The organism is Alteromonas pelagimontana, assembly GCF_002499975.2.
GTDB classification, from domain to species: domain Bacteria; phylum Pseudomonadota; class Gammaproteobacteria; order Enterobacterales; family Alteromonadaceae; genus Alteromonas; species Alteromonas pelagimontana.
In genome coordinates this window covers 1,754,710-1,780,370 of record NZ_CP052766.1, presented here as the reverse complement: position 1 = coordinate 1,780,370, position 25,661 = coordinate 1,754,710, and the positions used below count along the sequence as shown (strand labels likewise).

The window sequence follows — 25,661 nt, the reverse complement described above, 5'->3', positions numbered from 1 at the left end:
TGTGAGAGCAGACTAGGGTGCGGTGTAAGTTTTTGCGCCGACTTCTTTGGCAAACTGGTTCAGCTTTTTCATTAAAGCGTCTCGTCGTTCAGGGTATCGGTCTGACACGTTAAAGCGCTCGGAAGGATCGACTTCAAGATTGTATAGTTCCACATTTTCCACCGCGCCGTCATGTTGTGCGCTTTCTTCGCTGAACTCATTAAAAGGAGAGACCCGCAACTTCCACTTATCTGCCCGCACGGCTTCCACATAGTCGCCGCGAAAATAATAGAAGTCCTGCTTTTGTACCTTTGTTGTCTTTCCTTCAAAAAATGAAGTTAAGTCGCGGCCATCTACCGTAACGTTGGAAGGAATAGTTGCTCCACTCACGCTGGCGAGGGTAGGCAGTAGGTCTGTGGCATAAACCGGTTCGGGCGAAATTTCGTTGTGAAGCTTAGTGTTTGGCCAACGAATAATTGCCGGAACGCGAGAACCGCCTTCATAAGTCGTGGCTTTGGAGCCACGGAACGCTCCTGCGTTTCCAACATGCCAGCGTTCAACACCGTTTTGAATCATCCTTTCTGGCAGATTTTGCCACGGGCCATTGTCACTGATAAAAATCACAATGGTGTTGTCCAGCGCGTTTTTAGCTTCAAGCGCTGCCAGAATTTGGCCTACGCTCCAATCAACCGTTGTTACTGCATCACCGTAAAGCCCGCCGCCTGACTTGCCATTAAATTTTTCGGGTGCAGCAACCGGCAGATGCGGCATGGAATAAGCCATATACAGAAAGAACGGCTGGGATTTTTCAAACTTCTTGATGCTGTCCACCGCTTCCTGGGTATAGGTAGTGGTGAGGATGGACTGATCCTTCACTTCTTTTTCAGGGGTGGTATTTCTGAACAGCATTAATGGCGGAATTTCTTTTAATCCCGCCATTCCAGGCATCACCCAAGGCTCAATCATGTCATTGCTGTACAGCAAGCCATAGTAACTATCGAAGCCATGGTCGGTGGGGAGATAAGGCGATTTGTCTCCAAGGTGCCATTTTCCAACCATGGCGGTCTGGTAATTCTGTCCACGTAATATTTCCGCCAGCGTGAGTTCTGATTGAGGCAGCCCTTGGTCGCTGTTCGGCATTAACACCTGAGACATGTTAGATCGAATGGCGTAACGACCGGTAAGTAGCGCGGCTCGAGAAGGGGTACACACCGCCTGGCCGGCATAAAAAGACGTGAGTCGCATACCTTCTGCGGCCATGTTATCCAGATTAGGCGTTTGAATGGTAGGACTGCCATAGCTGCTTAAGTCGCCGTAACCAAGATCATCTGCCATGATTAGCACAATGTTGGGTCGGGGCGCGTCCTGTGCCTGAGCCTGATCTGGTGGTGGCGTTGCTGCGCCGGCATAGGGTAAGCAGGCGATAGAAGCTGCGCAAAAAATGCTGCTCAAAAGACGAAAAGAAATAGTCACGTATTTGCCTCGTAAATAATTATTGAACTTTAATGTGAAATATAAAGAGGCCCTGAGACGGATTGTGGGGCGCGCAACAGAGCCAGCTTGAAACTTATGCAGTTAAAAGGTTGCGCGAAGGCCGACGAACAACCGGCGACCATTATCAATAACCTGATAGGGTAAGCCATCAGTAAATTTAACTTCTGCGGTTTCATCCAAAAGGTTTACCCCTTCCAGCACAAAGGTGTAAGCGTCGCTAATGTTGTAATTAAAGCTGGCATCCAAGGTGCCGTAGGCTTGTGTTTCTGCACCTACGCCGCCGTAAGCGACAAGCTGGGAAAGAAAACTATCGCGCCAGGTATAGGAAATGCGAGCGCCGAACATTTCATCTTCGTAGTAGCCACCCAGGTTGAAATTGTGCTTTGAAGCGGCAGTGATGGCTTCTGGGTCACTGTTATCAATCAAGGTATAGTTGGCATTTACGCCGGTGTTACTTAAAATTCCCGGTAAGCTGTCGAAGCTATTTTGAAAAGCCAGTTCCACCCCTTTTACTTTTGCTCCTTCACCATTAGTTGGACTGCGATCAATAAACTGCGCGGTAAAAATTTCGCCAGTCAGCGCGTTACGCACTGGCAACGTAAGCGATTCATTCCCGCTACGAATAAGTGACACGATATCTTTATAGAACAAGGTCATGGCTACCATATCCGTATCGTCGTAGTAGTATTCCAGCGTCAAATCCAGATTGTTCGACTTGAAAGGGTCCAGGCTTGGATTGCCGCCAGTAATGCTGGCTGCCTCTACGTTAGCCTGTGTGACCGGTGAAATATCGGTAAATCGGGGGCGAGCGATGGTTCTGCTAAGGCCAAGGCGGGCGATAACATCATCGGTAATGCTGTAACGCACGTTCAGGCTGGGCAGCCACTCGCTGTAGGTATTTTCCACGTCAATAATTCCTAACGGTTCAACAGTAGTGAGGCCGCCATTAGGATTCAACGTTATTTTGCTAAGATCTGCGCCTGCACCACGGGAAATCTGTTCAGTACGGGTAAAACGCACGCCGACATTCCCAGACATTTTGCCGTCAGCACTCTCAAAGTCCGCCTGTACAAAGGCATTCATCGCTTTTTCAGAAACGTCTTCTGACTGCGTGGGATCAACACGATAGGAACCTGCAGCAATAAGCTGCGCCTTACTGAATTCGCTAAGCATACGCCGGGTATCGATAGCCAGCCGTTCCTGGATCAAGCCGGGGTAATCTTCTAAAAAGGCCCCATTTAGCGGTGACACCGGGTTAAGCAAAAACGCAGCAGATGATGTACCTGTCATTCCCACGTCTTCAAACAGGGGCACTGAAGGTTGTTCACCGTAGAGCGATTCTATTTGGTCAACCGACATATTAAGTTGGGCATTTTGGCCTATCTTCTCCCGGTCTGCATACTGTACACCACCGCTTACCCGCGTGACGTAGTCCCAATCGGTGTAGCGCGAGGCATCCAGTTTTATATCCAGCAGGTCTTCCGAAGCTTTTTGATCGTAAGCGCCATTTATACCAACCAGACGATAATTCTCCGGGTTAAGCACACCTTCATCAGTACCATTTACATACGTTGTAGTGGTAACCGCGTCCCCTACTTCAGACTGTAGCAGCAAGTCTACCAACGTACTGTTGACGATATTTAGATTATCCGTTAACTGACTGGAGCGAGAGCGGTTTATCTGCCCATTTACTGTCCATTCATCCTTTATCCATTGCCCGCCTGCGGTGACAGACCAAGTGTCTCCGGCTCGCGCTTCAATACGATTTCCTGCCCGGGTATCTACGTTATCTACGCGGAAAGTGGTGAGAACATCGCGCCCACCGATATTCTGAATCTCTGATTCATCAGGATAAAAGGGCCCCAGTGAGAGATAGGGAAACGCCAGAAACTCTGCCCGAGCACTATCGACTTCGTAATCGGTATAGAAGGTATCTACAGTGAATTCAAGGTTATCCGTTGCGGCCCACTGCGCGCTTAGTAAAGCGCTGGTTCGGGTACGTTTTTCGTCGTACAGATTATGAAACGTGATGTAGGGAATAGCCACGTTACTGTCGTCAAGAACGCCATTACCGTTAAAGTCCTGGCCGCTACAAAGGGATTTGGATTCTACCGTCCCGTTACAAATTTGGGGATCGGCAATGCCGTCAGCGGTAAAAGCACCAAATTGTTGCGAGCCGCTGGTAAAGCCATCCTGTTCTGAAAAGGTGCTGTAACCGAAATTTTCGAAACTCTGCGTGCCCGAGTTTCGCTCCATGTAAGACAATCCCGCTGTAATACCGAAAGAACCATCGCCGAAAACATCGGAATAGAAGCCAGTGACTCGCGGTCCAATCTTATCAGCGTTAGATTCTTTACTGCCTTGAACCGACAGTGAAAGCTGGCGCTCCGTGTAATCAAAAGGGCGCGGCGTTCGGATCACCACTGTGCCGGCAAGCCCGCCTTCTTCAAGTGAGGCGGTAGGCGTTTTATGCACTTCAAGTGTGCTGACAAACTCGCTGGGGAGAGATGAGAAATTAAAACTGCGACTGGTATCGCCATCGCTCAACGCGTTGGGAAGTGTAACATTGTTCATCCGCACCAGCACAAAGTCTGAAGGCAGCCCTCGAATGCTGATAGAAGAGCCTTCTCCTCGTGATCGGTTAATCTGCACGCCGGTAACGCGCTGCAGCGATTCGGCCACGTTTATATCAGGAAACTTACCCACATCTTCGGCAGAAATCGCGTCGACGATGGTGGCGGATTGCTTTTTAATTCCAATGGCTTCCGAAAGGCTTTTGCGTATACCAGTGACTGCAATAACCTCGATGTCCTGATCTGCTGCTTCTTCATTCTGGGCTTGGGCTGGCGCAGACAAAATGGCGGCAATGGTGACGGCTAAAGTGTTTCTAATAAGTGGGGTGGTTATCATTGTCATTTTCTCATCTCTCACGTTAAGGGGTTGAGCGACAAAGACAGCGGTGTGTTTAGACAAATTCGTTGACCCGCCAAATCGCTTTGTCAGTTAACATTATGTTTGTTATTTGTTAACTGCAGTGATGATGAGCTCAAGGCTGTATAACTACAATTGATATTAACTTATAAACCTATAACTTTTTCGAAAGTTGTGAGGTAGAAGCTCATTGTGGGAGTCGACAAAGTGAGGAAAATTAATCACAAAAAAAGGTGAACAGGCTGGCGCCCTTCATCGGGGTCTATTAGTGTGAAGAGTAGCGTTTTCTGATTTCTTCTATTAAAAATTTTACCGGAGAAAAATTTAGTAGACTGGCGCGGCACACCACCCCAGACATCAAATATTTGTCTAAATCTACACCTTTCACTTCAACAATATCGTGATCTGCAAATGTCTCTGCCACGGCGTCTACAGAAATTACAATATGATCTGTCTGTTGAGCAAGCTTTGCCAGGCCAAGCAACGATTCAATTCCATAGGTAAAACCCTTGAAACGGGAGGCTCTTTTTACCACCGTATTTTCAATACCGTCACCCAGCCCAAAGCCTGCCCAAGGATATTCACCTGCCATTTCCAGTTGTCTGCCGGGCGATTCCTGGTGAATGGGATGGTGTCGTCTGGCATAAACTGTCATGCGCAGATTAAGTAGCGAGATCACCGCAAGTCCCTTTTGTTCGACAGATTCGGGAATGAAACCAAAGTACATATCCAGATCGCCCGACTGAATTTTACTCAGAGATGTGCCAGCCCCTTCCAGCTTGATCCCCATCTGAAACTTAGGGTAAGCCTGGTACAGCGCCGGCAACACCATGGGTAAAATCTCCGCCAGCCATACCGGACCAGCGCTTGCTGCCATAGGTTTGTAGAAGTTGTCTTTTATTACCTCTATTTCCCGAGCAGTAAATTCGGCTTCTTTAAGAATGATATTCGCCCGCATACGTAAAATATCAGCAAAAGGTGTAGGTGTGAGCTTGCCGCCAGTTCTGTCAAACAACACGACATCCAGCAGATTTTCGAACTGATGTAAACTTTTCGACAGTGCGGGTTGAGTCAGCCCAAGGATGCTGGACGCCGCACGTAAACTGCCTAAATCGTAAATAGCAATAAACTGAGACAAATGTCGGGATAACAAAAAGCGCATAAAACCTCGTTAGTGGATAGATGAGTTTGCGGTAGATTTTTCTTGCGCCAACTCTTGATGCATAGCATGGCTAAGCGGATAAAAAAGCAAGATGACCGGCGCTAGAAGTGCGCCCATACCCGCAAGTATACTGATAGCTCGAATTAAGTTATCCACAAGATTTTCGCCGCCTGCAGGATAGTCCAGCATCATTAGCATCAACGCAATTAAACCAAAACTGATGCCGTTACCTACTCGCATGACAACATGAAATACGCCGAAGGTAAGAGCACTATTAAAAGTTTTGAAATGATGTTTGCCATACTCAATGGTATCTGGAAGTGCCGACCATACCAGCATATGTAAACCGCCAGAGAAAATTCCGTATATAAAGTAACAGGTAAATGCAGATGACACAGTAGTTGGAGACCATAACCAGAAAATGGCGATGGCAACTGCTTTTCCCAAACAAGCAAAAATCATAGCCTGATGCTTTTCAACACTTTCGGCAATCCGGGAAAACATCGGCATGGCGATAATCTTACCTATGGCCAAGCCAACGATTAAACTGGTTGCTTTAGTGTCATCCCCTAGCACTACACTGGCGTAATACACTGAAGATTTCGAGAAAATGGACATCAACGCATCAGAAATAAGGGTAAAGAGCAGCAAAATTAAAAAAGGCTTGTTTTGCATCAGCATTTTTAGCGCTACAGCAAAAGATTGCTCACTACTGACTTGAGGCGAGGCTGCCCGTAAATGCCATGTTGGTATTACACAGACGCCAATGTTGATTAAGTAAAATAGAGAAAAAATAAGTAAGAAGATCAGCAGGTTCTGCATGCTTCCGTTTTCCAGCAGACCCAGTAGATGGCCAGCACAAAAAGCAAATACCAACACTGCGCAGGAATTAAAGAAAATACGGCTGGCAGATAACCGTGTTCGCTCATAGCTGTTAGTCGACAGGGAGCCGAGCATCGCATTGTGAGGAATATCTACCAGCGTATAGCCGATTCTAAACAGCAAAGTGACTGCCAGATAGTAACTAAATAGCCAGTTACCCGGTAGAGAAATTGGCAAAAACAGCAAAGCAAAAGTAAAAGCGCAAAATGGTGCAGAAACGGCAATGACCTTTTGGTAATTAACGTTTTTATTATCAAAAAAGCGGGCGAAACAAATATCCAGCAGCCCCGACCAAATAAAAGATATAAAAAGAATTAAGCCCGCCTGCATGGTTCCTAAACCAACAATTTCTGCAAAATAGTAGAGCAGAATAAATTCGGTAGAGTTCCATTGAAGGCTTTTTGCAAAAGCACCTGATGCGTAAGAAACTCGTTGCCATTTGCTAAGGCTGACCACTATCTCTCCACTAGCAGGCCTGTGTGGCAGGCAAATGCAGTAATGACGTGAAAGCAGCTACATTAAACCACTCCTTAGTACATCACAAATATTTAACAAAATCAGTGGCTGCAAAATTACGATGTAAATAACAATGATTATCATTTGCAATGGGTGTGTTCTTGTTCTACCTTAGAAACAGGAGGACGCATCATGCACATTACTTATCTTTGCTCTAAACATGCTGAATGGGTTTACGGTCATCCAGTAGAAGCTCTACATTTTCTGGCGCGCGATGAACTGCAGGGCGATTTATTACTGCAGGATACACGATATCGGGAAGCCATACCTTACCTTGGGTGTGCCTTCGACATAGCTGTTCTGTTATACGATTTGGAAGAAGGGCAGAATCATTCCATTGCGTCAAAAATACTGGCGTTGGCGTACAAGTTAAGTCTCGCGTATCAACATGTAGATGCACCACAAGAACTTGCTGCCATTCTTTCCCGAGCTGTAGCCGTTACCCGCCCCGGCACCAGGCTGCAAGAAACCGAATTAAGTCCGGCCTTTCTCATGCATTTAATAAAACAGGGCGACGCAGTGAATAATGAGTCCATTCTGGCAGGGCAGTCTTACGCAGAAACATAAGATCAGCTCCTCAACATTTGCTACCAACGCCTCTTTGAGTAGATCTGCTGCCGTGGCTCAGGCGAAGCGATACCGCCTACGCCATGGTAATTTTATGCTTTTATAACTGGAGCCACGTTATGCAACGTACACAACATCAATACCATGAATGGGAAACCGAAATATCTTGTGGAAACCATTACTTTGAGAAGGAGCATCTTATTCTGGCGCTTGTTCACTACAAGCATTCTCTTAGTATCGCCAAAGCACTATTTGTCGGCGCGCCCTGGTGGCGAAAAGCGGTGTCAGCCCTGCTCGTCAGCGCTCACAATCTGGCAGATTATTTTATTTATCAGGAGGGCTTCGGGCTGGCCTACGCTGAACTACAAAGTGTGCTTAGAGATATAGAAACGGCAATACAACAGGCTGATCCTGACGCTCCCGCTTTTGAGGTTCTGCTATGGGGAAAAGACGTGGCGTTACGGGAGTTGCGGATATTCGAACAAAACTTTTCGTCGCTGCTAGCGCTGTCGTCTAACCCGCGGGAGCACCGACAGCCGCTTTCTTATTCCACCCATCAATGCGTTAAAGCACTCCACTAATCCCATAAAAACGGAGCAACAATGAGAAATACTGCCTTTTCAGTCGTTGAATTTTTACTGCTGACAGCAAGCTTACCGGCCTTTTCTCACGCCGGTCATGATCACGCACACTGGGCGGCGAGTCTGCTCCACTTTTTGTTTTACGGGTCATTAATAGCGGCGGTGGCAGCCTGTACATTTGCCGCCTGGAAACAACTGCACAGACATCGTGAACAGAAGTCTGCAGAGCAAAATGTTTAACCAGCCTGCTGGATTCCTCTGGCTTTGAGCTGATCACACATCCCGGTGGATCAGTATGAGACGTATGGTGGTAAAAAGCCATGTTTGAAGAGGTGCGCCCGGCTCAGCCAATCGTCCAGAGAATAATACTAATCCACATCAACGCGGATTAGAGCGTGTTGATCTTTGTGGTATAAAAAATAAACGGCATGAAGACTGGTATAATCCATTTCGCCAAAAACAAACAATACCGAAATCAACATGCCGAGAACTATGTTAACAGATGCCCAATGGGCGATGCTATCCCGCGTAATGTATTTGAGTGGCCGAGTCTATTCAAAGCCGGAACACAGAATGACATTTGAAGGAATACTTTATCGTATGAGAACAGGTATTCCATGGCGTGACTTACCCTCAGAGTTTGGTGATTGGAGCGCCATCTTCCGGCGATTCAATTTATGGTCGAAAAAGGGTGTGTTGGCCTATATGTTTGAAATATTAAGCCGCGACAGTGATACCCAATGGCTGTTTCTCGATGGCAGTATCGTTAAAACACATCAACACGGGTGCGGTGCTGCGAGTGATCATGATGAAGCGATAGGCAAAAGCCGGGGCGGGAACTCGACGAAAATCCACTTAGCAGTGGATAGTGGAGGATTACCTGTCTATTTTGAATTATCGGGTGGGCAAGCGCATGACGTACGCTTTGCCGAGTCATTAGTGTTCAACTCGCCGGCAGCCGAAATAATTGTGGCAGACAAGGGGTATGACAGTGATGGTTTGAGAGAGACCATTGAGGCAACAGGTACAGTATCTAACATCCCGAGAAAGGCGAATAAAAAGCGTGGTAATGCGCATATGGACTGGTGTCTATACAAATATCGCCACCTTGTTGAAAATGCATTTTTGAAAGTGAAAAAATATCGGGCCATTGCGACGAGATATGAAAAACTAGCCAGAAACTACCATTCGATGGTATCTCTGGCTTTTATTATGATGTGGTTACCGATGTATGCTGAATAAAATATGTACAGCAAAGATCAACAGACTCTAGTATTAGAGGTACTTCTGAAGCGATAATGGTAGGGCTGCGAAACTACAAAGCTGCGTGAAAGCGCCACTGCTGAGCTGCGCTCCCATTAGCTGGATAGGTTCTGACATTGCCGCCGTTTGCCGTGGTGCCGTTAGCCACTTCTAATGCCTCATTGTTAGCTGCAGAGCGAATGGTGAAAAAGCCAGAAGCATCTGCTTCAACATACCAGCGCTGGTTACTACTTCCAAAGCAGCTCCATTGATGGACATTATCACTACCGTTATCAGCATCCAGACACGCATTACTGTTTAGGTTTTTCAGCTCGAACATATTGTCGGTGATTGGCTCTACCAGCCATTGCTGGTTGCTGGCGTAAAAGTAATCCCACAGCTGTACGTTGGCACCATCTGATGTTGCAGCATCGGCCACATCTAAGGCCTTGCCACTGGCAATGTTGGTAATGTAATAGGTTCCACGCTGAAGCTCGCCACTGGTGTTGCTTGCAGCAATATTAATCCAATTGAGGTTAAAGCCACCTGCGGGAAAATCTAGCCGCAGCGTGTGTTCACCGGCAGGAAGGCTAGCCACAGTGGAGATAGTCTCAAAAGTTTGCCAACCCGAGGTTACAGGTGTGGTGAAACTGGCGACGTTGTTGCCATCCAACTGAACGTCGATAAGACCGGAAGTATCCAGCGAAGCAACGCGCACGCTGAATGTATAGGTGCCGCTATTTGCAATATTAACGTTATAGGCGGTGTGATCGCCGCCGTCGATAAAGCCAATGTTCTGGCCGCCACCAGTGTCGCTGGTGGTTTCCAGCTCCACGCCCTGATTCTCACAAAAAGATTCCGCCTCAATCCTGCCGGGTACGGGGTGGGCATAAGCAGTGGCGCAATTGGTTGCAGAAGCGCTTGGTTTCACACCATCGTAAAAGCCTTGATGCCAAATATGGCTGCTGTGGCCGTTGCGAATGTTGTTTTGCGCAAAGCTGATCATTGCGTCATAAAGGTGAGTAGGCGGGTTGCCACCGTTTTTAATATAAGATTTCACCTGTTCGTAGGCGTCATTTGGTGGAATAGTCCACAGGGTTTTGTCGTGTGACATCTTTTTAAAAGACCAGGGAAAGTAACCCGCCAGATTCTCTTTCGCCCAGTTGGTGATAGCTAACAGATTCTGTTCATCCGTCTCGCCATATTCGCCAATAATCAACGGGATGTTCAGGTTGTTGGTGATGGTTTCCCGCCCTACGGTATCCGCCACTGGGCCATAGTGGTGAATCTGGTAAACCAGCTTATCGTCCCATTGATAGTTGATTCCTGTTTCGGCCTGCGTTTGCGCATTATTCCAGTCGATTTTAGTTAAATCTGAACCCCACCAGTTGCCTTCGGCCACCAGAATATGATTGGTGTCTACCTCACGTATGGCATTGCGTATAGTGACGTACGACGGCAATAATTCAAACTCGCGGCCCGCCTGCGGAACAGGTTCGTTAGTGAGATCGTATCCCCAGACGACAGGCTCGTTTTTGTAGCGTTCTGCAATATGGCGCCAAATTGTAGCGGCAATTTGAACATTATTGTCATCCCAGAAGGCAACGGAGCCTCTGGGCTGGTTGGCATTGGAATTCACATTATCGGCATGATCACCGGGATTCTGATAGCCCGGCGCACCATGCATATCCAAAAGCACATACATATCGTACTTGCGACACCATTCTATGACTCTATCGAAATACTCAAAGCCGTTGTCGCGAAGCTCGCCGTTCCACCAGAATAAATTGTAATTAAAGGGCACCCGTACCGAATTGAACCCCAGCGCTTTAAGATCAGCTATGGCTTTTTCATCGACGTAATTTAACCGCCATTGATATTCAAATTCCGCGGCTTTGTCAGAACTGCCAAACGCTGAAGATAGTTCATTAAAAAACTGGGTATGGGTTCTGAAATTAAAATCTCCCATCATCAGGTAACCTTCCCAAACCAGCCAATTGCCCAGATTGATACCACTGAGAAAAAGTTCTTCGCCATTTTCATCGACAATCCTGGTGCCGTCGGTACGCACATACTCTTGAGCGTCCGCAAACTGGGCAGGCGCTGATAACGCAAGCGTACAGCAGAGGGTTTGAGTGAATCTCTTGATATTTTTGAGGTTAAAGTACGAAAAGGGGTAACGATAAGTCATAGGCAATATTCCCATTTTTGATTGTAAACGCGCCAGTTCTAGCGCTCAGGTAACAGATAACCGCTTGTATGGCGGTAACATTAACTTAACAAGTTTTTGGATAATGGGAGTTCGTATAACAGGAGAATCGTTCAATAGAACGTTCGTTCGTACGCAGAAGGGTAACCGAACGCAGAAGAGAAATCGCGCTATATCAGTGATGCCGTGGATTACCGCGGATAGCGGGTAGATGCTAAATGCCCGGCTTATCGTTGCTGTTTAAAGGCAATAATTCCTGTGATGAGAAGAGCGCTGATAGTAAGCATGTAACACCAAATCACGATAGCGTCGCCAATGAAGGAGGTTCGCAGAACACACCATAACGACACCAGCAGCAGCGCAAATCCGGCGTTCCGGGCTACCTTTTCCTGCTTCGATGAGAATTTTCTGGCAATTAACCACTTGCGATTACGTGGCATCGCCAAAGCAAATAGCCAGAAGCCGAGTAAATTGGTAAGCCAGCCAGCCAGCATTATCATAACTGCGTCTCTTTTGTCTCTATGCTGGTAGCAGCGGAAGCAGGTTCGATGGACAGCCACAGCACACCGGCGATCAACAGCATAATCAGCGAGCTTCGTAATAGATGATGAGTGCTTATAACCCAGATAATCAATACACAATAGAGTGCAAAGGCAAATAACAGGCACCACAGAAATGTGCGAATTTTATCTACGCCAAAATGACTAAACAGAAGTTCAGGTAGCCAGACAGCAAAAAGCGAGGTGAGGACAAAACCGCCTACTATTGCCATTACAATGCGAAAGCTGCTAAGAGCAAAGAAACTCACTGACGACTTACGTAAAGTTGCGAAATTTTTATACAAGTGACACCTCCTTTTTCAAGGTGCTGCGATAAATATAACGGGCCATTACAGAAAAACCGATGGCAGTAAACAGAATTGCCAGATCCATATACAAAAGCGTGTTGTCCGGGCCAATGGTATAAGTGCCAATGTGGCGGTCTACGGTAAATACACTAATTATCGGTAAGAGAAAAAACGCGCACGCTGTGATCACAGCACCTTCGAGCCAGATGCGGCTTTTCGAACGGATCAGGCCGTAAACCAACATAAAAGCCCAAGCGGCAAAAAAGCAGTGTATCTCCATATCAGAGCGTTCGGCTATCGTTAGCGGTAACAGGCGGTTGGCGGCAAAATAGGCGGCTACGGCAAAAGGCAATCCCATTAAGGTACCGAAATTTAGTACCTCAACCAGGCGATGACCGCTGTGTAATGTGCTGGTTTGTTTACGTTTCTTTAGCCACAGTACCAGGCCAGTGGCGACCATTAATGTGCCGACAATACCAGAAATAAAATAAAGCCATCGTAACTGTAGGCCGGCAAAACGTCCTGCATGAAGATTAATCATGGTTCTTCGGGTTTGCTCAGCGGCAAAGGTTACCGGTGTCAAAGAAATAAATTCGCCCGTTGCTGCAGAATACGTTAGCTTGCGATAATCTGACACTAACGATTGGGTTGGCGCTTCTGTTAATTCAACCATTGCGCCGCTATCGCCAGGGTTGGTTACACTGATAAAAGAGATAGGCGCACCGTCGATACGTGCTGTGGCGTCGTTAAAAATCGCCTGAAGAGAAGCAACTGGCGCCGGCTCTCCGGCATTTTGTGTAGGCGCTGGTTCGCCATTTAAGGCGTTGAACAGCGCCCCCCGATCGCCCTGGCTAAGCGTAATGGACCAGGTAAAATACATCAGCATTAAGGTGACCAGGCCGGTATACGTGATCATAAAGTGAAACGGCAGCGCCAAAACCGAGCTTATTGTGTGCGCGTCAAGCCAGCTTCGCATGCCTTTGCCAGGTTTAAAGGTAAAAAAGTCTTTAAAGATTCTTTTATGAATAATGACGCCGCTGACGATAGCAACCAACATGCACATCGACGCGATACCTACCAACCAGCGTGCCCACAGAACAGGCATGTAATGTAGGTCGAAATGAAAGCGATAAAAAAATCCGCCGCCGCGGGTCTCCCGAATGGCAACTTCCTCGCCAGTTCCGTCTAAAGTGGCGCGACGAAATCCTCTACCGCCTGCGTTAGGGTCTCGCCAAAAAAGAGTTGTCACTGATTCGCGCTGCGAAGGTACAGTGATTGACCAGCGCTCAGAATCATTGGCGTTTTGTGAAAGAAACGCCTGCGCTTGTCCTACTGCTTTGGTAGTTTGAGCAGGATGAATAATTTCCGGCTGCATCCAGTCGGTAATTTCATATTGAAAAAACGCCAGCGTGCCAGTTAGAAAAACCGCAAAAAGTAACCAGCCAAGAATTAAGCCTGTCCAGGTATGAAGCCAGTTCATACTATCGAAAAATCGTTTTTTCATTTATTTGTTTGGAAATGTTGTGTGGCTATGTGCGCGAAAATATCAAAGGCAAGAAACTGCACTTAAGCTGCCTCTTAACACTACCTATGGATCTAATTTACCTAAATAATTCCACGCCAAAAAAGTCATGCTCCCACATCATTCGTTAAGTGTAAACAATTATCATTTGTATGTAAGCCAAGCTTATTCCTGTTCCTACTGACAAGATAAAGCTGAAGCAAGGTGCGGTTTACCGATAAAACGCTGACAACATATAGCGGCACCGCGCCCAACCGGCAGAGAGATCAGCGTAAAGAGAAGGTGTGTTTTGCTGGTTTTACTATTAATACTTCATTAACATCAAAGGCCGATAGCTTTTAGTGTGGCTGCATTTCTTCAAAAAAGGTTTGTTGTGATTGAGAAAACCCTGGGATTCCTTCTTTTTCTATGGAGTACCGTGGCTTTGGCCACAGCCGATAGCGTGTTTGTTGGTCAGCAGCAGTGTTCCGGTTGCCACTCACAACAACATGAAGCATGGCAGCAATCTGACCATCATCAAAGTATGCTGCCGGCGACAAAAGCGGCGATTAAAGGCAATTTTGATAACGTAACTTTTTCCGCTGGCCTCCGAACCTCAAGGTTTTTTGTCGATGAGGGGCGGTATTTTATTGAAATAACGCAACAGGACAAGAAGCCAGAGACTTACCCGGTGCGTTACACTTTTGGATTCTTCCCGCTGCAACAGTATTTGCTGCAGGCAGAAAAAGGTCGCTTGCAGGCTTTTGATGTGGCGTGGGATAGCCGCCCGGCGGAGCAGGGAGGACAACGGTGGTTTCAACTGCAAACCGAGGCGGTGACAAACCCTGATCATCCATTCCACTGGAAGGGCTACTATCAGAACTGGAACAGCCGTTGCGCATCTTGTCATTCAACCAATTTAACGAAAGGCTTCGATCCGCAAACACTGTCTTTTAATACGCAATTTTCCGATGTCAATGTCGCCTGCGAAACCTGTCATGGCCCAGGTAACACACACGTGGAGCTGGTTAATAGCGGAAGTTACACGAAAGTAAAAACCGGTTTGCTGCCGCTACCAGAGCAGGTGGATTTTGTCTTTAACGGTAAGGATCCCATTGCCCGACCGGCTTCTCCTCCTACGGATTCATCGCTGGCGTTAGAGACTTGCGGCGCTTGCCATTCAAGGCGAGCGGAACTGGCCGAGCCCAAAAATACTGTACCTTATCATCAACAATTTCAGCTTAGCGAAGTAGAGGAGCCGCTGTATTTTTCTGATGGCCAGATTCGCGATGAAGTGTTTGTTTTAGGGTCGTTCTTACAAAGTAAGATGGCTCAGCAGGGGGTAACCTGTACTCATTGCCATGACGCACACACCGGTAAAACCCTGTTACCGGGCGCGCAAGTCTGTGCTACCTGTCATCAAGCGGACGTATTTGCTGCTCCCACGCATACTAATGGTCATAAAGATGCTGATTGCCTGTCTTGTCATATGCCAGAACAGATGTTTATGAAGGTGGATGCGCGCCGGGATCACCGGTTTCATCGTCCTTCTGCGAAAAGTGAAAACAGTGATTCTCCTTGTAGAGTCTGTCATGCTGAAGAGTCTGACGGGTGGTTTAAAAAAGCCCTTGAAGAATGGCCGAAAAGAGAAGGCGCCGCAGAAGATACTTACGGCAACTGGGCGAATATCAATCAGCAGTTAGCCCAGTTTAACGCCGAGGCGATTTCTGCTGCGAACAGGTTGTTGTTAACAGGTGAGCTTCCCGGGCTCTTGCAGGTTGCTCTGCTAGATAAAATGGCGCCCATGCAGAACCCGAAATTTCTGCAGTTAATACAACAGGCGCTTTCGTCAGACGACCCCATATTACGCCGGGCAGTAGCGGAAAATCTTGATGCAGTTGCAGAAAGTGCGCGGGCAGGCTTTGTGGAAAAGCTGGCGCAGGACCCTGCCGCCTCGGTCAGAATTGCGCTAGCGAACAGCTTGCTTGCTATGCCCGCGCAGGCAAGAGAGTTTAGCATCACCGAGGCAATATTTGCCGAACTGGAAGCATCTTTGAAATCCAGCCTGGATCACCCTGGCCCGAATCTGGGAATGGCGCAACTTTCGCTCTATCAAGGCGATAACGAAAGCGCAGAATCCTTTTATGAAAGGGCATTAGCGATTGACTCCAGTCATACGCCTACGCTACTCAACTATGCCGAATATTGGCGCCAGAACGGCGCTGAGAAAAACGCCACGGCACTTTTAAAACGCGCCCTTGAATATGACCCTGATGACGCCAGCGTCCAGTTTGCTTATGGGCTAGCGCTAGTACGCGGTAAGCAACTTGCGCAGGCGCTTACTTACTTACAGCAGGCGCAGGAAAGCCAGCAAAGTACCCCGAGGTTTGGCTTTGTTTATGCTGTAGCGCTGTGGCAGAAAAACCGGCAGGATCAGGCTATATCGGTTCTGCAAACCACTAACGGTCGGTGGCCTGGGCAGTATGATATTCAAATTACCTGGGCAAAATACGCATATCAGCATGGCGATAGCGCAGCGGTCCGACACGCGTTAACCGCACTTAAGGATAACTACGCTGATGATCCGGTGGTAAAGCAAATAGCGCAATTATCTGGTGTGGCGCTGTCAGAACTTTAGTGTTTCCGATTGCGATTTTAAGGTCTACGTCAGCGCGTTCAGCTATTTTCGCGCTGAGTGAGCACACATCAAGACGGATTGATTAAACCTTCTGCGGCAACAATTTTTCTTGTGTTTATTTTTCCAACGTGCTCTTAATGAGACTCCAGGTAGTTAGTAAAGCACGATAGGGATATCAAAATAATGGAAGTAACTGTTGACGTTGAAGATAAGGCTTCTGCCTACAGTAAAAAAGCGTACCTGTTAAATAAGCTAAGAAAAGTTGCTTACCGGTACAAGCTTATCAAGAGGGTTCATCAGGCCAGACACATTCTGCACTTCGGGCCCTGGCGAGTTCTTCCTATAAAGTTGATTCGGCTTATCAATAAACCAGAATTTCAAGACGCCAGAGCCAGCGATTCCCTGCTGCCTGAAATTACCCAAGATTCCACCCAACGCGCTCTGGTTGAAAAACTGCAAAAAGACGGTGTTGCTATAGCGGGAGTGCTACCTGCAGCAACAGTGGCTGAACTAACGCAGGTAACGCGCAATTTACCCCCTTATGAATATCAACTAGTGCATCAGGTATGCCCCCAAATTAATCGTATCGTTACTGACGAGGGAATAAAAAATGTGGTTCGCGGGTATCTTAAAAGCGAACCTGTTCTTTTAGCTGCTTCATTATTTGTTACTCATAGCGAAGATGATGAAAAAGTCAGAAGCCAAAATAAATTTCATTTTGATTATGCGGGGTGGGAATCTCTTAATGTGTTTGTTTACATTACCCCAGTCTCCTTACAGTCCTCCTACCATGTGGCAATTAAAGGCAGTCATAAAGAAATAGGTCTAAAAGATATGCTGGTTGGCGAAATTACTGAAGCTGAAGCACGCAAAAGGTTTGGCGATAACATCGAGAACATTACGGGGCCTGCGGGCACAGTGTTTTTTGAAAATGTGGAAATGTTCCATCGTCGCCACAAGGGAAATGAAAGAAGAATCCTGTTAAACCTAATATATGCTTCACACCGTAATTTATTTAGCTATGGCCGTGCGAGTGCTCAGCAATTAGCGAAGCGGGATGAATGTTTTCATCAGTCGTCGCAGATAAACTTCATAAAAAGTGCTTAGTTGGGATTAACAAAGGCGGTTCTGTATTAACTCAAAATTGAGCCTTTGGGTAGTAAATACGACAAACCTCAAATCAGCTGGGTCCAGTAGAATGGTAGCAGCAGCAGGAGGTGGTAAAGTGGTTGAGTCAAATCTCGGGCTTAGTGTTTAACTAGGCGCATACACTATAAAAACGACGGAGATCCCTTCATGCGTATGACTATTATTGCCAGTACCATTGCCACTACGCTGGCGCTGGCGGCGTGCTCAAGTAATTCCACCACTTCTTCTACCAGCCAAGCGCAAACGATGCAGCAAAACCAATCTGATAATATTTTAATGCGTGAAAGTACACTGCCGTATCACACGCCTGACTTTGATAAACTAACAACAGCAGATTATGAACCAGCCTTTGAAAAAGGAATGGCAGAAAACCGCGCAGAAATTGAAAAAATAGCTAACAATCCAGCCTCTGCGACCTTTGAAAATACGCTAGTGGCTATGGAGAAAAGCGGCGAAATACTTAACCGTGCTTCAACAGTTTTTTTCGGCCTTTCCAGCATTATTTCCGATGACGAATACCAGCGTATAGAAGCGGAAATGGGGCCAAAACTTTCTGCTCATTTTGATAACATCTTTTTGAACGACAAGCTGTTTGCGCGGGTTAATACCATTTATAAGAATAAAGACAGCTTATCGCAGGAAGATCAACGTCTGGTTGATTATTACTATAATAACTTTGTTCGTGCAGGGGCCAATTTAAGCGACGCCGACAAAACCACAATGCGGGATATCAATGAGCAAGTCACCAAACTGCAAACTGAATTTTCGCAAAATATTCTCGCTTCATTTAAGAATGACACTATTTTAGTGACCGAAAAATCCAAGCTGGCCGGACTATCTGACGCTGATATCGCCAGCCTGGCTTCAGCGGCAGAAAGTGCTGATAAAGAAGGGTATTTGATTACGTTGGTAAATACGACTCGTCAGCCTATCCTTACCAACCTGACAAACCGCGAGTTGCGGGAAAAAATCTGGAAAAAGTCATCAAACCGGGCGCTTGATGTAAACGGCCCCATCATTCTTAAACTGACCAAACTGCGAGCGCAAAAGGCGAAATTGCTCGGGTATCCCAATTGGGCAAGCTATGTAATTGAAGATCAAATGGCCAAAACGCCTGAAAACGTCTTTGAGATTTTGGATGATCTTGCGCCTAAAGCGGTGGCGAGAGCGAAACAGGAAGCGGCTGATATTGAAGAAGTCATGCATGCTGACGGACTTAAAGGTGACGTTCAACCCTGGGATTGGGCTTACTATGCTGAAAAGGTACGCAAAGCGAAATACGATTTGGACGAAAGCGAAACTAAACCTTATTTTGAGTTGAATTCCGTATTGGAAAATGGGTTGTTTTTTGCCATGGAAAAACTTTACGGCATTACATTTAAAGAGCGTAAAGATATTCCGCTATACGTTGAAGACAGTCGGGTATTTGAGGTGTTCAATGCCGACGGCAGCAGTATTGGCTTGTTCTTCTTTGACCCGTATGCCCGTGAAGGCAAAGCTGGCGGTGCCTGGATGAGCGAATTTGTCACCCAGAGCTTTATGAAGCAAAACAAGCCGGTCGTGTATAACGAACTGAATATTCCAAAGCCAGCAGAAGGTCAGCCGACGCTTTTGACATTTGATGAAGCTTCTACCCTGTTCCACGAATTTGGTCATGCGGCTCACGGACTATTTTCGCAAGTGAAATATCAAAGCCTGGCCGGAACTTCAACCGCGCGGGATTTCGTTGAATTTCCTTCGCAGTTCAATGAAGACTGGGCGATTGAACCTGCTGTAATTGCCAACTACGCTAAACATTACAAAACCGGCGAGCAAATTCCTCAACCGTTGTTGGATAAGCTGTTAAAAGCGGTGCAGTTTAATAAAGGGTTCGATACCACAGAATATCTGGCGGCAGCGTTGCTGGACATGGAATGGCACACAATTAGCGCGGATGCCAATATTTCTGATGTGGAAAAGTTTGAACAGAAAGCGCTTGCCAAACACGGTATTGATTATGCGCCAGTGAAGCCACGTTACAAATCTTCGTACTTTAGTCATACATTCGCGGGTGGTTACTCAGCCGGTTACTATGCCTATTTGTGGACGGAAGTTTTTGCCGCAGACGCTTTTGCATATATGCAAGAAAATGGCGGATTAACACGAGAAAATGGTGAGGTTTTCCGTCGTGAAGTGCTTTCAAAAGGAAACAGCGAAGACTTGATGGAGAACTATATACAGTTCCGCGGCCAAAAACCCACTGTCGATGCGCTGCTTAAACGCCGGGGATTAACGCAGTAAAATCTGCCCTCTTCGGCAATAGCAGGACTGCTGTTAATACAGGGCAACCGCATGAGTGAGCGAAAAACCATCAGCTGTGAAAATATGTAAAAGTTTCTTATCCGAAACGCCGTAAAATCATCCCTGATGGCTCTGCTGGAGCATCCATGCTCCAGAAGTACGGCTAAGAAACTTTCACTTGTTGTTTAAAAAATATTCACGATCTCACTCTGGCTGTTAATAGTGAAATATGGTTATCAAAACCAGCGGCAATATCGCTGGTTTTTTTTATCTTTCTTTTTACGGTAAGATTCAGCGTTGCTCGGAGCGTCCTCCGACGCGTCAGGGAACTGACCTTATGCTGAACTTGTCTGATAATATCAGGGGGCATTTTTAACTGCGAGGGATTGTGGTGGATATCGCGCCAATAGTTACGCCAGCGTATGCTGATCCTATTGGATATCAAACAACATTTTAGTTTATCAACCACAGTATGACAGGAGCGTTGAATGCCGGGTAAAGTAAAGCTGCTCGTATTGTTGTCATTAATAGGAACCTTGCTTTCCTGCGCAACGCAAAAAGATCCGCAAGCGCTATGGCCTAACATAGTAGTTGGCAAGAACCCGCATTATTTTGCCAAAGAAAACGGCCAGCAATTTTTCTGGCTGGCAGATACCGCCTGGCTGATGTTTAAAAAACTCGACCGCAAAGATACGCTTGAGTATCTGCAGAACCGCCAGGCAAAGGGCTTTAATGTTATTCAGGTGATGTTGCTGCACAGCTTGGATGTAACCAATTTTCAGGGCGATGCCGCGCTGATCGGCAATAATATTACCAAGCCGTTAATTACCAAAGGGAATAATCCTGCCAGTGCGACAGAGTATGACTACTGGGATCATGTTGAATTCGCTATTGATGCCGCAGCCGATCAAGGGTTGTGGGTGGCGTTGGTGCCGGTATGGGGTTCGGAAATTACACCCGGAAAAGTCAGCAAAAGCGCTATTACTCAGTACGCTACATTTTTAGCCAAACGGTTCGGTAATAAACCCAATATAATTTGGATGAACGGCGGGGATACGCTGGGAAATGAAAATACAGAGATCTGGGAGGCAATGGGTTCTACCTTAAATAAGCTGGACAGCCGTCACCTTATTACATTTCATCCCCGCGGCAGACACATGTCATCAGAATGGTTTCACAATCGCCCGTGGCTGGATTTTAATATGTTCCAGTCCGGGCATCGAAGCTATGGTCAGGATACCAGCTGGAATTCCTTTCGCTACGGCCCCGATAATTGGCGGTATGCCCAAAAAGATTATGCGCGTAAGCCGCTGAAGCCGACGCTGGACGGAGAACCTTCCTACGAAGATATTCCTTACGGGTTACACGATTCGTCGCTGCCTCGCTGGAAGTCTGAGGATGTAAGACGGTATGCTTACTGGTCGGTCTTTCACGGCGCGGCTGGCTTTACATACGGACACAACAGCGTAATGCAGTTTTACCAGCCCGAGTCCGGGGAGGCGCCGGTTTATGGCGCTACGCAAAGTTGGCATGAAGCAATGGATGCGGAAGGTGCAACTCAAATGGCGTATTTGAAAACCCTTATCCTCAAACATACTCAATCTGACCGACGACCCGACCCGGATCTTGTGCTTAACCAAGGGAGAAGGTATGACTATCAGCCTGCGCTACGCGGCAAAGATTATGCGCTGATATACACCTTCACAGGGCGACCCGTTACCATCGATACTAAAGAAATTCAGAGTGCGACGGTACAGGCAAGGTGGTTCAATCCCCGGGATGGCAAATTTTATCCAGCTTTTGCATTTTATAATGACGACAACCCCGTATTTAACCCGCCCGGTGGGGTTCAGCGGGGGAATGATTGGGTGCTGGTTGTTCAGTTACCGAAGAAAAAGAAATTATTCTACCCTTGAAGATTTAAGCTTGCGCAAGTTGGTAAACCGGCTGTAACCCCAGACAACAACCGCTACAGAGGTAACGCCGCCGATAAGCGCTGCGTTTACTGGCCCGGCTACGGCTGCCACGCTGCCTGCGCGAAAATCTCCCAGCTGATTGGATGAAGCTATAAAAATTGAATTTAGCGCACTGACGCGGCCACGTAGTTCATCCGGCGTATTGTGATGAATGGCGGCGCCACGGATCACTACGCTGAACATGTCCGATGCGCCGTAAATAAATAAACAGGTGCATGAAAGCCATACGTTGTCGGTTAAAGCGAACAGAATCACTGAGAGGGAAAATACGCTAAGAGCGGTAAATAATGTGCGTCCGGTATTCTCAAACTCAGTTTTGTAGCGGGTAAGATAAATTCCCACTAACACCGCGCCAATAGCGGGCATGGACCGCAATAACCCCAGCCCTTCTGGCCCGATCTTAAGAATGTCAGAAGCATATATGGGAAGCAGTGCCACCACACTGCCACCTAATACGATTAATAAATCCAGCAGCAAGCTGCCAAGAACAATACGGTTATCGCGTAAAAATGAAAAGCCTCGCCACAAATCGCTGGCAGACCGTTTCATTGTATTGGCGGCTTTAATTGGCGGCAGCCAAAAGAAACATACCGATGTAATCAGGGCCAACGCCACAATTACCCAGTAGATCTTGAAATTAAGCAGCGCTATCAACAACCCGGCAATAAAAGGCCCTCCCGTTAGCGATACATTCCAGACTGTGCTGGTAAGCGCGATAGCAGAACTCAGCTGAGACTTGGTGACAAGATTGGGCAATATGGCTTGTAGTGCCGGTGATAAAAATGCTTTTACTGAGCCCAGCCCCGCAATTAGCCCCAGCAGATACCATTTATTGAAATCCCCGGATTGCATTAATAAGGCAACCATAATAAGTACAGCAAGCTGTACAACCGCGCCAATCTGTAAAATTCGCTTGCGAGAGACGTGGTCTACCACCCAGCCGGTCAAAACGAAAAACAGGTAAATGGGCGCAATTTGAAATAAACCCACCAGAGCCAGATCAAAGGGGTCTTTGGTGCTTTCATACAAGTGCCAGGCAATGCTGGTGACCACAATGGCGTCAATAGCGCTGAACACGGCGCGGCCGATTAAAAACACGTAAAAAGAAACGCTTAAGCGTTCGGTAACAGACATAGCAATATCTCAGAATATATGAAGTAGAGAAAGGAGCGGAAGCCGCAGGTAAATCATCGCATATTTTTCAGCATAATTATCAACAGCACGAAAATAAGTATTCGAGAAAGCGTTATTAATGAATTGATGAAAAAGTAATCTGAATATTGGCGCAACTACGTAAGCATCTGAGACTAATTTCCAGATGTATGACCGCTGCAGGAGCACAATGTGAATACTTTATCCCGCCGACAATTTGTTCAGCTAATGGCAACAGGAGCCGCACTTGGCATTTTACCGAAAGTATATGGCGAAAGTGGCCCGACTAAAAAAATAGGGGTAGCGTTGTTGGGCTTGGGGAATTATAGCGAAAACCTACTGGCACCTGCGTTACAAGCTACCAAATATTGCGAGCTAAGAGGAATTGTCACCGGCAGCCCGGAAAAAATTCCCCGCTGGCAGTCCCGCTACGACATTAAAGATAAAAATGTCTATACCTATGACACTATGGATGAATTGGCGAATAACGATGATATTGACGTCGTTTATGTGGTTACGCCGCCCTCCACCCATAAAGACTTCTCTGTAAAAGCCGCCAATACCGGAAAACATGTTTGGTGCGAAAAGCCAATGGCAATGGATGAAGCGGAGTGCCAGGCGATTATTGATGCTTGCAACAAAAACAACGTGAAATTGGCAATTGGTTACCGCATGCAGCACGAGCCTAACACGCGGCGCTTTGCGCAATACGCTAAAAGCATGCCTTACGGCCCCTTTGAAAGTGTAAGTAGCTTTGCCGGGCACGGTGGAAATGGTTTACCAGCGGACAACTGGCGTATGCAAAAAGAAATGGGAGGCGGAGCACTTTATGATATGGGCGTTTACGCCATAAACGGTGCGCGTTTTCTGACTAAAATGGAGCCTGTGGCAGTGACCGGACGCCACGAAAAGAGCCATCCCAAAATATTTCGTGAAGTGGATGAAACCACCTATTTTACCATGGAATTCGATAATGGCTTGATAGCCGACTGTGGTACCAGCGTTGTTAAAGGCCCGAATTATTTGAAGGTTGACTGCCGAGAAGGCTGGTATCAGCTAAAACCCATGCAGTCTTATTCAGGCGTTACCGGCACCACCAGCGACGGTAAAGAGTTTTCAGCAATTGATGGAATGCAGCAGACTATTCAGATGGATGACGACGCTAAGGCGATTCTGGGTAAGGGGCCGGCGCTGGTAACCGGCGAAGAAGGACTGCGGGATATTCGTATTGTGAACGCGATATTTGCCGCTGCCCAGAGCGGCAAACGCGTTACCTTATAATAATACTAATACGCCCTGATGTGTGCTCGCTCAGAAATAACACATCAAGGTGGATTAGTATGAGTTGTCGCTGGCTGAGGCATTGTCTGGAATAATGCCTCGGCTGTGTAACCACATTTCCAGAGTCTGAAACCAGTCAAAGTTATTGGTCATGCCAAAGCCGTGACCGCCTTCGGGTAACAGCAGCAACTGCACAGGAACGCGCTTTTCTACCAGCGCTGCGTGATAACGCAACGAATTGGCCACAGGAACGCTTTTATCATCATTAGCATGCACAATAAAGGCTTGCGGCGTATTTGCCGTAACCTGCTTTTCATTCGAAAAGTCATTGACTTGTTGGCCGTTAGGCGCTTTTCCCAGCAACAATTCTCTGGAGCCTTGGTGAGTAATGCCTGCTTCCATAGAAATAACCGGATAAATTAGCACCTGAAAATCCGGCCTTACTAGCTTTTTACTCAAGCCTGGCATCACAGGTTTTTTAAAATGGGTAGCGACAGTAGAAGCTAGATGTCCACCAGCAGAAAAGCCCATGATCCCGACTTTATCAGCATCGACTCCCCACTTTTCGCTGTTTTGTCGAATTACTGCTAATGCCTGTTGAGCATCCTGAAGCGGACCTGTGGCTTTATCTTTCATGGTGCTATCCATGGGCATTCGATATTTTAAGACAAAGGCTGTTACGCCAGCTTTAGCAAAGCGCTCGGCAATGGCGTAGCCTTCTTTATCTATGGCTACACCAAAGTATCCGCCGCCTGGAAGAATAAGCACAGCTACACCGTTGCGCTTGGCTGCAGAGGGCTGATACACAGTAAGCTTGGGCTGGTTTACTGAGGCCACAAATTTATCGCCCGGCTCTGCTCTTGAGAAAAACTCCTGATTATCTGACTCAATAGCACCGGGAATAGGGTCGGGGTAAAGTTCAACGGGGGTAGACACAATATCGACTTCCTTCTGAGCTAAGCACGGAACAGAAAACATCAGGCAGAGAACAAGAAACACGTTGCGCATGAGTACCTTCCAAGAGCAGTTTAAAAATGACATGGACTGGCATTATGAGGAAATTTTATACTGAATGACAAATTTTTTCTTAACGTACGAGCAGGACGACAGTTAAGTACCGAGTTGCCTTTTTTGCTATGTCACAGGATTACGCCGTCAACGCATCATCTTGATCGGTTTACCTGATTCAAAGGTAGTATTTATTAGTTCGCATCGGTATAAAAGCATAAAATGTCAACAGCATAGGCGAGTCTTACAATAGAGGTCGTTATACC

The 25,661-nt window shown here is 46.9% G+C and carries 19 protein-coding genes; 9 read left to right on the top strand and 10 right to left on the bottom strand.

Annotation, left to right across the window (positions count from 1 at the left end; all coding sequences use genetic code 11):
• Positions 1-12: 12 nt before the first annotated feature.
• The 4 genes from CA267_RS07955 to CA267_RS07940 form a co-directional block, all read right to left on the bottom strand.
• Positions 13-1,452: a sulfatase family protein gene (locus tag CA267_RS07955; RefSeq protein ID WP_083638256.1), complete on the bottom strand. Its 1,440-nt coding sequence runs from the start codon at positions 1,450-1,452 to the stop codon at positions 13-15.
• A 102-nt stretch (positions 1,453-1,554) separates the two neighbouring features.
• Positions 1,555-4,389: a TonB-dependent receptor gene (locus CA267_RS07950; RefSeq protein WP_083638258.1), complete on the bottom strand. Its 2,835-nt coding sequence runs from the start codon at positions 4,387-4,389 to the stop codon at positions 1,555-1,557.
• 280 nt (positions 4,390-4,669) lie between these two features.
• Positions 4,670-5,566, bottom strand: coding sequence for a LysR family transcriptional regulator (locus CA267_RS07945; RefSeq protein ID WP_075607983.1), 897 nt, complete (start codon positions 5,564-5,566; stop codon positions 4,670-4,672).
• Positions 5,567-5,575: 9 nt separating this feature from the next.
• Positions 5,576-6,904, bottom strand: a complete 1,329-nt coding sequence (locus CA267_RS07940) for an MFS transporter (RefSeq protein WP_075607984.1) — start codon at positions 6,902-6,904, stop codon at positions 5,576-5,578.
• A 192-nt stretch (positions 6,905-7,096) separates the two neighbouring features.
• On the opposite strand from CA267_RS07940, the gene CA267_RS07935 reads away from it, so the two are divergent.
• From CA267_RS07935 to CA267_RS07920, 4 genes are all read left to right on the top strand, one after another.
• Complete coding sequence (locus CA267_RS07935; RefSeq protein ID WP_075607985.1) at positions 7,097-7,531, top strand: hypothetical protein; 435 nt, start codon at positions 7,097-7,099, stop codon at positions 7,529-7,531.
• Between the two features lie 119 nt (positions 7,532-7,650).
• On the top strand, positions 7,651-8,112 hold the full coding sequence (locus CA267_RS07930) for a hypothetical protein (protein WP_075607986.1): 462 nt from the start codon (positions 7,651-7,653) through the stop codon (positions 8,110-8,112).
• A 21-nt stretch (positions 8,113-8,133) separates the two neighbouring features.
• The gene (locus CA267_RS07925; protein ID WP_075607987.1) at positions 8,134-8,352 is read left to right on the top strand and encodes a hypothetical protein; all 219 of its coding nucleotides are present in this window, start codon (positions 8,134-8,136) and stop codon (positions 8,350-8,352) included.
• Between the two features lie 240 nt (positions 8,353-8,592).
• On the top strand, positions 8,593-9,354 hold the full coding sequence (locus CA267_RS07920) for an IS5 family transposase (protein WP_075607988.1): 762 nt from the start codon (positions 8,593-8,595) through the stop codon (positions 9,352-9,354).
• A 73-nt stretch (positions 9,355-9,427) separates the two neighbouring features.
• On the opposite strand, the gene CA267_RS07915 is transcribed toward CA267_RS07920, so the two are convergent.
• The 4 genes from CA267_RS07915 to CA267_RS07900 all read right to left on the bottom strand — a co-directional run bounded on the left by CA267_RS07915 (position 9,428) and on the right by CA267_RS07900 (position 13,914).
• Complete coding sequence (locus CA267_RS07915) at positions 9,428-11,545, bottom strand: RICIN domain-containing protein (RefSeq protein WP_083638261.1); 2,118 nt, start codon at positions 11,543-11,545, stop codon at positions 9,428-9,430.
• Positions 11,546-11,790: 245 nt separating this feature from the next.
• Positions 11,791-12,063 carry a DUF3325 domain-containing protein gene (locus CA267_RS07910; protein WP_075607989.1) on the bottom strand — a complete coding sequence of 91 codons (273 nt, stop codon included), beginning with the start codon at positions 12,061-12,063 and terminating at the stop codon, positions 11,791-11,793.
• The gene (locus tag CA267_RS07905) at positions 12,060-12,407 is read right to left on the bottom strand and encodes a hypothetical protein (RefSeq protein ID WP_075607990.1); all 348 of its coding nucleotides are present in this window, start codon (positions 12,405-12,407) and stop codon (positions 12,060-12,062) included. Before CA267_RS07905 ends, CA267_RS07910 begins: the two co-directional genes overlap by 4 nt.
• Positions 12,400-13,914: a PepSY-associated TM helix domain-containing protein gene (locus tag CA267_RS07900; RefSeq protein ID WP_232367614.1), complete on the bottom strand. Its 1,515-nt coding sequence runs from the start codon at positions 13,912-13,914 to the stop codon at positions 12,400-12,402. Before CA267_RS07900 ends, CA267_RS07905 begins: the two co-directional genes overlap by 8 nt.
• A gap of 436 nt (positions 13,915-14,350) precedes the next feature.
• On the opposite strand from CA267_RS07900, the gene CA267_RS07895 reads away from it, so the two are divergent.
• From CA267_RS07895 to CA267_RS07880, 4 genes are all read left to right on the top strand, one after another.
• Positions 14,351-16,549 (top strand): cytochrome c3 family protein, encoded by a 2,199-nt coding sequence (locus CA267_RS07895; RefSeq protein ID WP_097349207.1) that lies wholly within the window; start codon positions 14,351-14,353, stop codon positions 16,547-16,549.
• A gap of 183 nt (positions 16,550-16,732) precedes the next feature.
• Positions 16,733-17,656 carry a phytanoyl-CoA dioxygenase family protein gene (locus CA267_RS07890; protein ID WP_075607992.1) on the top strand — a complete coding sequence of 308 codons (924 nt, stop codon included), beginning with the start codon at positions 16,733-16,735 and terminating at the stop codon, positions 17,654-17,656.
• A gap of 189 nt (positions 17,657-17,845) precedes the next feature.
• Positions 17,846-19,978: a M3 family metallopeptidase gene (locus CA267_RS07885; RefSeq protein ID WP_075607993.1), complete on the top strand. Its 2,133-nt coding sequence runs from the start codon at positions 17,846-17,848 to the stop codon at positions 19,976-19,978.
• A gap of 488 nt (positions 19,979-20,466) precedes the next feature.
• Positions 20,467-21,894 (top strand): glycoside hydrolase family 140 protein, encoded by a 1,428-nt coding sequence (locus CA267_RS07880; RefSeq protein ID WP_075607994.1) that lies wholly within the window; start codon positions 20,467-20,469, stop codon positions 21,892-21,894.
• Here CA267_RS07880 and CA267_RS07875 read toward each other — a convergent pair.
• Positions 21,880-23,088, bottom strand: a complete 1,209-nt coding sequence (locus tag CA267_RS07875; protein WP_075607995.1) for an MFS transporter — start codon at positions 23,086-23,088, stop codon at positions 21,880-21,882. The genes CA267_RS07880 and CA267_RS07875 overlap by 15 nt on opposite strands.
• 210 nt (positions 23,089-23,298) lie before the next feature.
• Here CA267_RS07875 and CA267_RS07870 point away from each other — a divergent pair, with 210 nt between their 5' ends.
• Entirely contained in the window at positions 23,299-24,387 is a 1,089-nt protein-coding gene (locus CA267_RS07870; RefSeq protein WP_232367613.1) for a Gfo/Idh/MocA family protein, read from the top strand.
• 54 nt (positions 24,388-24,441) lie between these two features.
• Here the strand turns inward: CA267_RS07870 and CA267_RS07865 are convergent, their stop codons facing one another.
• Positions 24,442-25,323, bottom strand: a complete 882-nt coding sequence (locus CA267_RS07865) for an alpha/beta hydrolase (protein WP_170669032.1) — start codon at positions 25,321-25,323, stop codon at positions 24,442-24,444.
• Positions 25,324-25,661: the final 338 nt, after the last annotated feature.